This window comes from Acinetobacter sp. WY4, from assembly GCF_018438165.1.
Lineage (GTDB): Bacteria > Pseudomonadota > Gammaproteobacteria > Pseudomonadales > Moraxellaceae > Acinetobacter.
In genome coordinates this window covers 23,177-35,380 of record NZ_CP053948.1, presented here as the reverse complement: position 1 = coordinate 35,380, position 12,204 = coordinate 23,177, and the positions used below count along the sequence as shown (strand labels likewise).

General features: G+C 38.8%; 11 protein-coding genes and 3 pseudogenes. 11 read left to right on the top strand and 3 right to left on the bottom strand.

All coding sequences use genetic code 11. The features are described 5' to 3' along the window. Positions 1 to 28 precede the first annotated feature (28 nt). Positions 29 to 1,045: a zinc-dependent alcohol dehydrogenase family protein gene (locus G4D73_RS14790; protein ID WP_180087567.1), complete on the bottom strand. Its 1,017-nt coding sequence runs from the start codon at positions 1,043 to 1,045 to the stop codon at positions 29 to 31. Then, on the bottom strand, positions 1,035 to 2,030 hold the full coding sequence (locus G4D73_RS14785; RefSeq protein ID WP_213687787.1) for a zinc-dependent alcohol dehydrogenase family protein: 996 nt from the start codon (positions 2,028 to 2,030) through the stop codon (positions 1,035 to 1,037). The genes G4D73_RS14790 and G4D73_RS14785 overlap by 11 nt, the downstream gene beginning before the upstream one ends. Before the next feature lie 467 nt (positions 2,031 to 2,497). Here G4D73_RS14785 and G4D73_RS14780 point away from each other — a divergent pair, with 467 nt between their 5' ends. The 10 genes and pseudogenes from G4D73_RS14780 to G4D73_RS14735 all read left to right on the top strand — a co-directional run. Continuing rightward, complete coding sequence (locus G4D73_RS14780) at positions 2,498 to 2,773, top strand: metal/formaldehyde-sensitive transcriptional repressor (RefSeq protein WP_005105873.1); 276 nt, start codon at positions 2,498 to 2,500, stop codon at positions 2,771 to 2,773. 21 nt (positions 2,774 to 2,794) lie between these two features. Further along, on the top strand, positions 2,795 to 3,907 hold the full coding sequence (locus G4D73_RS14775; RefSeq protein WP_005105874.1) for an S-(hydroxymethyl)glutathione dehydrogenase/class III alcohol dehydrogenase: 1,113 nt from the start codon (positions 2,795 to 2,797) through the stop codon (positions 3,905 to 3,907). Positions 3,908 to 4,135: 228 nt separating this feature from the next. Further along, entirely contained in the window at positions 4,136 to 4,966 is an 831-nt protein-coding gene (fghA, locus tag G4D73_RS14770) for an S-formylglutathione hydrolase (protein ID WP_213687786.1), read from the top strand. A gap of 332 nt (positions 4,967 to 5,298) precedes the next feature. Then, positions 5,299 to 5,601: a putative quinol monooxygenase gene (locus G4D73_RS14765; protein WP_000920558.1), complete on the top strand. Its 303-nt coding sequence runs from the start codon at positions 5,299 to 5,301 to the stop codon at positions 5,599 to 5,601. Positions 5,602 to 5,978: 377 nt separating this feature from the next. Further along, positions 5,979 to 6,479, top strand: a pseudogene (locus G4D73_RS14760) (IS3 family transposase); the annotation flags it as partial. A gap of 150 nt (positions 6,480 to 6,629) precedes the next feature. Beyond that, a complete protein-coding gene (locus G4D73_RS14755; RefSeq protein ID WP_004281821.1) occupies positions 6,630 to 6,980 on the top strand; it encodes a hypothetical protein in 351 nt (116 codons plus the stop codon). A gap of 202 nt (positions 6,981 to 7,182) precedes the next feature. Beyond that, positions 7,183 to 7,652 (top strand): annotated as a pseudogene (locus G4D73_RS14750) (helix-turn-helix domain-containing protein); the annotation flags it as partial. Positions 7,653 to 7,739: 87 nt separating this feature from the next. Then, positions 7,740 to 8,759, top strand: a complete 1,020-nt coding sequence (gene istA, locus G4D73_RS14745; protein WP_019383901.1) for an IS21-like element ISAba8 family transposase — start codon at positions 7,740 to 7,742, stop codon at positions 8,757 to 8,759. Beyond that, complete coding sequence (istB, locus tag G4D73_RS14740) at positions 8,759 to 9,532, top strand: IS21-like element ISAba8 family helper ATPase IstB (protein WP_019383645.1); 774 nt, start codon at positions 8,759 to 8,761, stop codon at positions 9,530 to 9,532. Before istA ends, istB begins: the two co-directional genes overlap by 1 nt. A gap of 64 nt (positions 9,533 to 9,596) precedes the next feature. After that, positions 9,597 to 10,108: pseudogene (locus G4D73_RS14735) on the top strand (integrase core domain-containing protein); the annotation flags it as partial. A gap of 118 nt (positions 10,109 to 10,226) precedes the next feature. Here the strand turns inward: G4D73_RS14735 and G4D73_RS14730 are convergent. Next, positions 10,227 to 10,658 (bottom strand): PPC domain-containing protein, encoded by a 432-nt coding sequence (locus G4D73_RS14730; protein WP_180039075.1) that lies wholly within the window; start codon positions 10,656 to 10,658, stop codon positions 10,227 to 10,229. A gap of 299 nt (positions 10,659 to 10,957) precedes the next feature. Here G4D73_RS14730 and G4D73_RS14725 point away from each other — a divergent pair, with 299 nt between their 5' ends. Beyond that, entirely contained in the window at positions 10,958 to 12,163 is a 1,206-nt protein-coding gene (locus tag G4D73_RS14725; RefSeq protein WP_004281814.1) for a tyrosine-type recombinase/integrase, read from the top strand. Positions 12,164 to 12,204: the final 41 nt, after the last annotated feature.

The window sequence follows — 12,204 nt, the reverse complement described above, 5'->3', positions numbered from 1 at the left end:
TCTAGAAAGTAGAAATCAGATAAGACCATCATGTATTCAGAGTAACTACAATTTTTCCTATTTGCTGATTTGATTCAAGATAGCGCTGAGCATCATGCATGTCCTCAAAGTTAAAGCAACAGTCGATCACTGGACGAAGATATCCTGCACCTATACTGCTAAGAATAAATCGTCTGGCTTGCTCCCTTAGAACAGGGTTATGGAGAACCTCAAGGAACAAAAAACCTCGCATGGTTAAGCTCTTGCGTAATGCAACTTTAAGGGGAAATGGTGTGATCTCCGGGCTAAGTGCACCATGCATAACCATAGTTCCTCCCACAGACATCGCTTTTGCAATCTGTTCAATATGTGGCCCTCCTACAGCATCGAAGGCGACATCAAGATGTTCTCCACCCAAACGTAGAATAAGCGCCTCATACAAATCTGGTTCATCTTCATTGGCTATAACATTTTTAACACCGAGATCCAGTAAACGTTGCTTTTTCTCTATCGTCTGTGTACTTGCAATGACCTTAGCACCCGCTGCTTCAGCTATCTGTATCGCAGCTAGTCCTACGCTACTTGAAGCTGCTGTGATCAAGATCGTTTTTCCTTTCGAAACTCCACCAGCATGGATTACACCACCCCAAGCCGTTAAATACTGCATCCAGATTGAAGAAGCTTCTTCCCAGCTTAAACTATCGGGTTTGTGAACTAAAAAAGTTTCTGGAATCAGAATCTTGTCCGCATATGTCCCATATTTGGCTAGATTGTCAGTCGGAAGAATCGATACTGCATCTCCTGGAGAAAATTGACGTACACCTTCACCTATCGCAAGAACTATGCCTGCTCCCTCATATCCCAGACGAGAAGGGAATACTGCCTTTTGAATATAAGTACCACGCCGAAACATTACATCAGCCCGGTTGAGTCCGATCGTTTTCATCTGGATTAGAACTTCTCCTGCTGCTGGTAAAGCAACAGGAAGTGTTTCTAATGTCAGAACGTCTGTATCTCCAATACTATTGAAGCGCCAAGTCTTGGCCTGAAGTGCGTTAAATGACATCAATCACGACCTTAATATTGGCAGAGCGATCTTGAACAGCATCATGAGCCCCAATCGCTTGGTCTAGAGTAAAATGACGAGGATCAACAATAGGACGCAGTTTACCTTCCTCAACAAGACGAGTAGCGATCTTAAGGATATCACCATGATGAGCACGGCGATTGCCTGTTAACATCGGCATTAGGACGAATACGCCAGACACTGTGGCACAACGTAGAGATGAACTCGCTAAATTATGATTACCAAATGCAGCACAGCTGGTAATGTGGCCATAGTGAGTTGTCATGGAAAGTGAAGCTTCGAGTACTGGACCACCCACAGTGTCGTAAACAATGTTAAAACCTTGACCCTCAGGGCTTGCAGCAATAATGTCATCGGAAGATGCTGTTGTGTAATCGAGAGGTGTTGCACCGAGTTCTGAAATCAGTGATTGATCAGCTGTACGACCAGTCGCCCAAACATTTGCATCAAGTGCTTTTGCAAGCTGAACAACCATATAACCAACGCCACCAGCAGCACCCTGAACCAGTACAGTTTGCCCTGGTTGGACCTTCGCGTTATCCACTAAACCTTCCCAAGCGGTGAGGAACGTCAATGGTAGTACTGCTGCCTCGCGCATAGAGATATTCCGTGGCTTTAATGCGATCAGATCAGCATCTGCTACAACATATTCTGCTAAAGATCCTTGAAGACCACGAACGCCACCAATCAGACCGTAAACTTCATCTCCAACGTTGAAGTGGGTGACACCTTCACCAACAGCAGTTACAACCCCAGCCATATCTGTTCCCAACACGGCAGGAAGCTCTGGCATAGCATAAGGTGCTTCACCAAGACGAATTTTATAATCAATAGGGTTTACACCACTAGCATGAATACGTACCAGAACTTGCCCAGCCTCTGGTTGAGGTATAGGGAGTTCTACACGTGTAAATTCATGATCACCAAAATTTTCTAAGATAAGAGCATTCATCATCTTATTCATAATTGTTCCTTATTTTTAACTGGGGGATGATGTGCACAGTACCAAAGTAAATTAATCCAATAAATGATATTTATAGGATTTAATAATTCCTAAATAATGAATAATAAATTTCATCCGCTCACTAAAAATATTCTAGTACAGTCTGTAAAGGCAGTTTAACCTAAACTGTTGGTAGTATTTTCAAGGCTTGAAACGTTCAAAATATCTACAAAGTGGCTAAAATTTGAAACATAATTCTAAAAGGTCACAGCATTACAAAGAACATGAGACAAAATAAAAAATGGGAGCTAAAAGTCCCATTTTTTTTGTGACTTTCGCATAAGCTCTATGATGTTAATTTAAAAAAACTAAAAACAGGGATAGAAAATTTTCGCTAAAGATCTTTTTAATTTTCGATTTATAAAAAATATTGCTTTTTTTATACTATGGGGTACTATAGTATAAATGCTAGCAAATAAGGAGGTCTGATGCCTAATCAGGTTGACGACAAAAAAAAGATTCTTCTACGCGTCAGAAAGATCAAAGGTCAGACGCAAGCGATTGAAAAAGCGTTAGAAGATAATGTGGAATGTGGTGCAATTCTGCAACAAATATGCTCAGTGCGTGGTGCTATTAATGGTTTAATGAATGAAATGTTGGAGGTTCATTTAAAGGACACATTAGTATCAGGTGAAACCACAGAACAACAACGAAAAGAAGAATTGGCTGAAATCGCCAAGATTCTAAAATCATATTTAAAGTAGATCTGTATAAGGAATTATTCCATGAAGTCACGTGCTGCCGTTGCGTTTGGTCCTGGTCAACCTCTTCAAATTGTTGAAGTTGATGTTGCACCACCGAAGAAAGGTGAAGTATTAATTAAGATCTCCCATACCGGTGTGTGTCATACAGACGCATTTACTTTATCTGGCGATGATCCTGAAGGTGTTTTTCCCGCTATTCTCGGGCATGAAGGTGCTGGTGTTGTAGTTGAGGTTGGTGAAGGCGTGACTAGCGTCAAACCAGGTGATCATGTTATTCCACTTTACACTGCTGAATGTGGCGAGTGCGTATTCTGTAAATCTGGAAAATCGAACTTGTGTATTTCCGTTCGCGAAACTCAAGGTAGAGGCGTAATGCCAGATGGTACCACTCGTTTTTCCTACAATGGTCAACCGATTTACCACTATATGGGCTGCTCAACGTTCAGTGAATACACTGTAGTGGCAGAAGTATCATTGGCTAAAATCAATCCTGAAGCCAATCACGAACATGTCTGCTTACTGGGTTGTGGGGTAACAACGGGTATCGGTGCAGTACATAACACGGCTAAAGTACAAGAAGGTGATAGTGTTGCGGTCTTTGGTTTAGGTGGTATTGGTTTGGCAGTCGTACAAGCCGCACGTCAAGCTAAAGCAGGGCGTATTATTGTGGTTGACATGAATCCAGATAAATTTGCGCTGGCAAAAGAGTTTGGTGCAACGGACTTCTTGAACCCTAAAGATTATGATAAACCAATCCAGCAAGTAATTGTCGAAATGACTGGCTGGGGTGTAGATCATTCATTTGAGTGTATTGGTAACGTGAATGTGATGCGTGCAGCCCTTGAAAGTGCACACCGTGGCTGGGGACAATCCGTAATTATTGGTGTAGCTGGCGCAGGTCAAGAAATCTCTACCCGTCCATTCCAACTGGTTACTGGTCGTAGATGGTTAGGTTCTGCCTTTGGTGGGGTAAAAGGTCGTACGCAACTTCCAGGAATGGTTGAAGATGCCATGAAAGGTAAAATTCAATTAGAACCATTTGTGACACACACCATGGGCTTGGATCAGATCAATGAAGCCTTTGATCTAATGCATGAAGGTAAGTCAATTCGTACTGTAATTCATTACGAATAATTCCGTCAGACCTTATACTTTTCCATGCATGTGAATCATGATTGACATGCATGGAATCCTCTAAAACGGCACATCATCTGTAAAACAGATCTATCTATGTATCCATCATGTATAGGTTCAACAAACCTGCCTACATTTTAAATCTTTATCAGTATTCTCTGTGGAGAATGTCAGACTCTTTGTTTACTCGATTTCTCATGAAGTCTTGCTCAACATAGGTAATTGATTATGGAAATAATTGAGAAACATGCTTCTTTTGGTGGATCGCAAGAAGTGTATCGCCATCAGTCAATAGCATTAAACTGTTCAATGAAATTCTCAATATATCTGCCACCTCATGACAAAGATGAGAAGTTGCCAGTTTTATATTGGTTATCAGGACTGACTTGCAACGAACAGAACTTTATTACTAAAGCCGGAGCACAAAAGTATGCGGCTGAACATAAAGTCATTATTGTTGCACCAGATACCAGCCCACGTGGAGAGGATGTACCAGATCATGCAGATTATGATTTAGGCCAAGGCGCAGGATTCTATGTGAATGCAACACAAGCACCCTGGTCACAGCATTTCAAAATGTATGATTATATTGTGGAAGAGCTCAGAAATCTGATTGACCTGAATTTTCCGACCAACCAAGTCCAAAGCATTATGTGGCATAGCATGGGTGGTCATGGTGCATTAGTAATTGGTTTAAAAAACCCTGAGCTGTATAAAAGTATTTCTGCTTTTGCACCAATTGTTGCACCTAGCCAAGTACCTTGGGGGAAAAAGGCTTTTACACAATACCTAGGTGAAACCGAAACTTTATGGAAAAGCTATGATGCGATTGAATTAATCAAAAACGATGAAGTTCATTTACCTATTTTAGTCGATCAGGGAACAGCTGATGATTTTCTTGAAGAACAGTTAAGACCTAAGCTTCTTAGTGATATTTGTTTGGAACAAGAATATCCTCTTACACTTAACCTAAGAGAAGGGTATGACCATAGCTATTACTTCATTGCGAGCTTTATAGAGAAACATATAGAGTTTCACAGCAAATTCCTAGCTAAATAACTTTCATAGATATGAAGATGTGCATGTTGTTCTTGAATGCTTCTTGAGCAATATAACTTCCAGATGAAGAGGTCAGCTTATAAATCTAAGGTAGAGTCAATTGATCCTTATATAACTAAGATTGAATTTAATCATCTCATATCTTGATTTTTTGATTCAAATGTTAATGATATTAACTTGAATAAATTCATAGCATTATGTCGAAATAAAAACCTAAATTTTGGCTCAGCTATGGGATGTTTTTTAACTTTTATACAACAAAACTTTCTGACATGCATACATTAGCAATGACAGAATCAGTTTGAATTCTAATCAATTGTGGAGTTTTAGTCATGCTTAAAACAGCTTTATATGTCCGTCTTGAAGCTAAACCGGGTAAAGAAGACGAAGTGGAAGCTTTCCTTAAAGCCGGTTTACCTATTGTAATGGAAGAACCTGCGACAGTTGCGTGGTTTGGCTTACGTCTTGGACCTACAACATTTGGTATTTTTGATGCATTTCCTGATGAGGCGGGTCGCCAAGCACATTTATCTGGCAAGGTTGCAGCTGCGTTGATGGCTCAGGCCGAAGAGCTATTTTCAGAGCCACCGTCTATTGAAAAAGTAGATGTTTTGGCGAGTAAACTACCAGCTTAAACCGACGCTTAAATGTATAAATGTGCTGCCTGAAATTTTGAATGAAAGGCAGCACTTCAACCCTGTGAGGTTTGTCAGAGGCTTTTTATTCAAGTTGGGCTACTTTATTTAATGGCTTAATCTCATCATTTACATGGGTCAATATCCAAAACAGGGTAAATAAACGAATGCAGCTATGTACATGCTTTATATTGAACCAATCTATCTAATTTACTGAACCGTACCGGGTTTGTTGGAGACCAACTTTCCTGAGATGAGAAGCATTGCTTCGCACGACGTAGCGAAGCGTAGTGTTCCGATGAAAAAAGTAAAATATACCCCTGAAATCAGAGATAGAGCGGTTCAATTATTGATTGACTACCAAGACGGTATCTCAGGTGAGTGACTTTACGTATATTCAAACAAATTCAGGCTGGGTCTATACCGCCTTTATTATTGATGTGTTTTCACGAGCAATTGTTGGATGGAAAGTATCAACACGTATGAATACAGATATGGTGCTTGATGCATTAGAACAAGCTTTGCATGATCGAGGTATGCCAAAGAATGTAATTCATCATTCCGATAGAGGTGTGCAATATCTTTCCATTCGCTATACCAATCGTCTAGAAGCAGCAAATTTACGAGCGTCAGTCGGTACAACTGGTGATTCATACGATAATGCTTTGGCTGAAACAGTGAATGGCTTATACAAAACAGAGGTGATTGAATATTTAAAAGCAGATTGGCAAAGTTTAGCAGATGTACAACTTGCGACATTAAATTGGGTAGATTGGTTTAATAAAAAGCATGTACACAGTGCACTGGGTTATGTATCGCCTTTTGAGTTTGAAGCAATGTACTATGATAAGATTAACCCGTTAAGTCAGGTGGCCTAACTTAAATAAAAAAATCTCCGATAAATCCGGTAAGGTTCAAAATGCGATTTATGGCTTTTTTATGTAAAAAAAAGTAATATTTGTTTTATTGTTAAATTATAACAATTAGTATAAATACACCTATGATTTACAGATGAAAAAGGTAGTTAAATGAAATATTTTTTAAGTTTAACTTTGTTAGTTTTAGCAATGACTGGGTGTACTTCGAGTCCAAAGACTGAAACTTTACAAGATAAGGCTACAAGCAATACTTCAGCTGATACGCAGGTCCTTAAATTTTCTGGTCCGAATGGTTTATTAATTTTTCTGAAATCATCGGATAACTTTGAAACTGCTTTAATGACTGATAACTCAGGCATGGTATATCGTTTAAAGCAAACAGTTGCTGGTAGTGGTATTCGTTTAGCTAATAATAATGGAGTTTCAATTCACTTTAAACGTGGTGAAGGGGTTGTTGAATTTGTAAAAGACCAGCCAATCAGCATTACTGAAGTAAAATAATAAGGTTTAAACTTTAAGAGAACCCCACACCATAATCTGCATACCGAAAGTTGGACACTATTCCTTGAAATGTGGTCAAACATGATCAAGGACTAATTCGCACTCTGTTAATGGGTGAATTCAAACATGAGGTGCGACAGTTTCAAAAGCCTTATGATAATCTGTGTGATTCATAGACATCACTTCAATATAATGGGTGTCTATGAACAGAGAAATTCAACAAAGACTCGTATGGGTTAAATTATTTGAAGAGACCAATAATGCTGGCCTGGTTTGTCGGAGATGTGGCATTTCTAGACCAACTTTACGCAAGTGGTGGAAACGATATTCTGAACAAGGTATTGATGGATTAAGTAGTCATAGTAAATGTCCCTTAAAATCGCCAAATACTAAAATCAATGCTGAGCTAGAAGCTTTAATATTGGAAATGCGCTCGGCTAGAAATCTGGGTGTTCGACGTTTGCAAACAGAATTAATGAGCTGCACGGAGTCTCGTTGTCCTTGGCGACTATCCATAAAGTACTATCCACCCATTAAGTCAAACCGATTAAAAAATTCCGTCGTAAAATAGATTACATTTGTCATGAACGTTCATTACCAGGCGATAGAATTCAAATGGATACCTGTAAACTGGGTCCTGGAATATATCAGTACACATCTATCGATGACTGTGTTAGCGGCAGTGTAAAAATGACCCCCTAATGGCATTTAAAAACTGACCCCCTTGGTTAATATAGCGGTCATTTTGGACTGCTCAACATGTTAACTTTGGAGCAAGCAGTGACAATCCAAATACTTCATCAACAAGGTAAATCTATTAAAGCCATTAGTCGTGAACTGGGGGTGTCCAGAAATACCGTACGTAAATATTTACGGCAAAACACCACACCTCAGTATCAGCGTATACAGCCTAGAATAAGTATCCTTGACCCATATAAACCCTATTTACTCCAACGTGTAAACGCGGCTCATCCTGAATGGATTCCTGCTGTTGTGCTCTACCAGGAAATTTTAGGGTTGGGATATCCAGGAAAGATCAGGATCTTGAGGGAATATCTTGCAACATTAAAACCAGTTGCTCAACCGGAACCGATCATTCGTTTTGAAACCCAACCTGGCCAACAAATGCAAGTGGATTTCACCACGATTCGACGTAACAGCACGACTTTAAAAGCTTTTGTCGCAACATTAGGGTATTCCAGAGCGACTTTCGTGAAATTTTATGATCATGAACGTACGGATGCATGGATCGATGGTCTAGAAAATGCATTTCAGTTTTTTGCAGGAGTACCTCAAGAAATCCTGTTTGATAACGCTAAAACGATCATGATTGAACGGGATGCCTATCAGGAGGGGCAGCATAAATGGAATCCCAAACTGCTCGACTGCGCCAAGAAATACAGCTTTCGTCCTCGCGTATGTAAGCCCTACCGTGCACAGACCAAAGGCAAAGTTGAACGCTTTAATGGATACCTCAAATCAAGCTTTATTGTGCCATTGAAAGCAAGCCTGAAGACTTCGGGTTTACTGTTAGATGTTGATGTCGCCAATGCCCACATTGGCCGGTGGCTGCATGAAACCGCCAATCAGCGGATTCATGCCACCACGCAAGAAAAACCGGCTGTTCGACTGCAACAGGAGCAGCAAAAATTTACGCCATTACCGCAATCAGATACAGGTTCTAGCACTGTACCTGTTGCAGCAGCACAGCATGTCATGCCCTACGAGAGTTTGCAGCATCCCTTATCGGTATATGACCAGTTGCTGGGAGTTTCCTGATGAATCTGCAATACGACCGTATAGAGCAGCTTTGCCAAAAGCTCAATCTGCCTGCCATCGCATCACAATGGTCACATCATGCACAACAAACATTAGGTCAAGATGGAAGTTATGCCGACTTTGTTGAAGCGATCTTGACGCATGAATATGCTGCCAGGCAACAGCGCAGTCAGCAGGTACTGATGAAACTCTCAGGCCTGCCTCAAGTCAAAACCCTGGAAGACTATGATTTTAATTATGCCCTAGGGGCCCCTAAATCACAGGTGATTGAACTGTTCAATCTGAGCTTTATTGCTAGAGCAGAAAATGTGGTGTTTCTGGGGGCTAGCGGAGTAGGAAAAACGCACTTATCTATGGCATTAGGCTATAAGGCCATCATGAACAACATTAAGATCAAGTTCATTACCGCCGCCGATCTCATGCTGCAACTGAGTACAGCCTATCAGCAAGGTAAACTGAAAACCTATATGCAACGTGCGGTAATGGGACCAAAGTTACTGATTATCGATGAAATTGGTTATTTACCGTTTGGACGTGAAGAAGCGAATCTGTTCTTTAACGTGATTGCCAAGCGTTATGAAAAAGGCAGTACGATATTGACGAGTAACTTACCCTTTAGCCAGTGGTCCAAATCCTTTGCAGATGATGTCACGTTGACCGCTGCGATGTTAGATCGGTTATTGCATCACTGTCATGTGGTACAAATATCGGGTGAGAGTTATCGTTTGAAGGATAAAAAAAGAATTGGGATTCAGCCCCAGGTTGAAACTTAATACGAGATCAAAGGGGTCAATTTTACTTTGCCATTTGTAAGGTAAAAGGGGTCAATTTTAGAATGCCGTTGACAACTGCACACGATATCGCGTTTTAAGGATATATAAACGCCGAACAGCTGCGAATACACTCGACTTTTTAACTGTGTAATTGAATAAATGCCTTTTCCCATACAGCGAATACAGACCGATCGTGAACGAGAATTCTTTGTTGAAAAAATACAGAAAAAATGATGCAGTATGGGATCAAATTTAGGTCGAATAAACCGGGTTCACCTCATCTGAATGGCAAGGTAGCGCTCACAAAAGACTGATAAATCTGAGTTCTACGCTACTGTAGATATCGATTCAGAGGAAATTCAGAGCAAACTGGCAGAATGGCAGCATTACTGTAACTGGATGAGACCACATTCAGCTTTGCAAGGTAAAACACCGATGGAAAGGTACTTTGAATTATGTGAAGAAACTCCTTTCTTAGATGAAGTCCAGAAGCAATACGCCCCCTCAAATGAACGGATTCAACATGCCAGTTACAAGATGTATTTAGAGATTGCTAAATTGAAACGATCTCTATGAATTACGTATCTATATCATTTTTACTAATATAAAAACATATACGTAAAAATCACGCCCCGTTTAACTGGCAATAGTTTTTGAACCCTGGTATAAAAGCTTAAAAAAATCTAGCAAGTCTTTATTTAATGTTAATACTCATCCAGTATTGAGGTTTTTTATCTTTTCTTGCCTGTGATCTAGGTTGTAATACTCTAATTTCATACTCACCTGAAGCAGGTAAAATATAAATACCCTTATCATCAAGCTCTGGAGAATATTCTCCAAGATTGATGGAGTCTTTTAATTGATTACCCCATAAGTAAGCTTCAACATTTCCTCCAGTCAACTTCACTTTTAACTTTTGCCCTTTTTTAGCATAAAATTTGTAGGAATCATACTTGTATCCATCTATCCTTCCGTAATAATTTGCAGAGTAAGCTTTTTTAGCAAACTTAACTACAATAGTCTTTCGTATATCATTGTTATCATTTGCAAGTACGACAGGGCTAACTATAGTTAAAGTTAGGGCTATCAAAGCGCCAGCTAGTAATTTCGTATTCGCTATTTCCATAAGGTTACCCTAATTCTTGTATCGCTCCTGACATAATAATATAACTAATAAGTAACCATGAATCATAGAGCAGAAATGTGAATAGTCATAACATGGGGTTACACTTCAAATGCCAATTTAAGACTTGCAAAATTAATGGTTAATTAATTGGTTACTAAGGACTAGCCAATCTAAATATAAATTTTATTTAACAATTACTTATAGAAATATGTGATGCGTATGATACGCATCATATGAATATCGCTTAAATTTGCTATAATTCAATTGAGCAGTGCCATTTGTGGTTAGGTTAAAAATTCATGAGTCTTACTGAAATTAAGGTACGTCAAGCTAAATCAAAGGAAAAAATCTATTTTCTGGCAGATGATGACGGCTTAAGTTTGAAGGTAGAACCAAACGGACGTAAATCTTGGAGTTACCGCTATTCACTTGCAGGGACAAATAAACGTCCTCGCATGAAGTTGGGTGAATATCCTGTAATGTCCTTGAAAGAGGCCAGATCAGTCCGGGATGAATATAAATTTAATAATTATGAAAATAAACCACTGCATAAAAAATACATCAAAACTTTTCAGGATATTTGTGAAGAGTGGTTAGAATTTAAAATTAAAAATTCCTTTGAAGATGAACCACGATGCGGTGTAATTCAGCTCGCAAAAAAATGTTTAGATCAGGATGTTTATCCAAATATTGGACTAATGCCATTTATTGAAATTAAAAGATATGATCTAGTTAAGATTATTAAAAAGATAGAATCTAGAAATGTAAAAGAACCTGTAAAGAAAGCCTATAGTTATTTAAATCAGATTTATGATTATGCGGTAGCGATGGGGTATTGTGAATATAATATTGCACATGGACTTCATAAAATATTAGTCAACAATAAGATTAAGAAAAACTATCCTCATTTGAATTCAGATGAACTATCTAATTTCTTAGCTAAATTAAATCAGATTAATACAGATCCTATTATTAAAAAAGCCCTGTTATTTAAATTATATACAGGCGTCCGTGGTGGAGAATTATTGCTTTGTGAACCACATCACTTCGATCTAGATAAAAAAATATGGAAAATACCAGCCTTACATATTAAACAATATAGAAGAAAGGTTATTTTAGGTCATGATATCCCTGATTTTTTTGTTCCACTATCTGATCAAGCACTTGAAGTTGTGAAATCAGCACTCGTTTGGTCTCATGGCGAGAAATATGTGTTTTCTAGCCCCCGAAATAATAATAAACCTATTCATTTTAATACCCTGAACTTGATTATCAGAAAAATGGGATATACTAAAAATGAATTAACTTCTCATGGGTTACGATCGACATTTAGTACCATATTAAATGAATCCGGTTTATTTCAATCAAATTGGATTGAAGCACAGCTATCTCATACTGATAAAAATAAAACCCGTGCAAGTTATAATCATGCAGAATATTTTAATCAGCGTATGGAAATGATGCAATGGTGGGGCGATTTTATTGATAGTTGTACTGTAAATTAATGGTTATGAAATCCAAGTTTTAATTAGAATAGGCTTTGTTG

Excerpts from the sequence above, each read along its gene's own strand:
- G4D73_RS14790 (WP_180087567.1), bottom strand. The coding sequence starts at position 1,045 with ATGTCATTTAACGCACTTCAGGCCAAGACTTGGCGCTTCAATAGTATT.
- G4D73_RS14785 (WP_213687787.1), bottom strand. The coding sequence starts at position 2,030 with ATGAATAAGATGATGAATGCTCTTATCTTAGAAAATTTTGGTGATCAT.
- G4D73_RS14780 (WP_005105873.1), top strand. The coding sequence starts at position 2,498 with ATGCCTAATCAGGTTGACGACAAAAAAAAGATTCTTCTACGCGTCAGA.
- G4D73_RS14775 (WP_005105874.1), top strand. The coding sequence starts at position 2,795 with ATGAAGTCACGTGCTGCCGTTGCGTTTGGTCCTGGTCAACCTCTTCAA.
- fghA (WP_213687786.1), top strand. The coding sequence starts at position 4,136 with ATGGAAATAATTGAGAAACATGCTTCTTTTGGTGGATCGCAAGAAGTG.
- G4D73_RS14765 (WP_000920558.1), top strand. The coding sequence starts at position 5,299 with ATGCTTAAAACAGCTTTATATGTCCGTCTTGAAGCTAAACCGGGTAAA.
- G4D73_RS14755 (WP_004281821.1), top strand. The coding sequence starts at position 6,630 with ATGAAATATTTTTTAAGTTTAACTTTGTTAGTTTTAGCAATGACTGGG.
- istA (WP_019383901.1), top strand. The coding sequence starts at position 7,740 with ATGTTAACTTTGGAGCAAGCAGTGACAATCCAAATACTTCATCAACAA.
- istB (WP_019383645.1), top strand. The coding sequence starts at position 8,759 with ATGAATCTGCAATACGACCGTATAGAGCAGCTTTGCCAAAAGCTCAAT.
- G4D73_RS14730 (WP_180039075.1), bottom strand. The coding sequence starts at position 10,658 with ATGGAAATAGCGAATACGAAATTACTAGCTGGCGCTTTGATAGCCCTA.
- G4D73_RS14725 (WP_004281814.1), top strand. The coding sequence starts at position 10,958 with ATGAGTCTTACTGAAATTAAGGTACGTCAAGCTAAATCAAAGGAAAAA.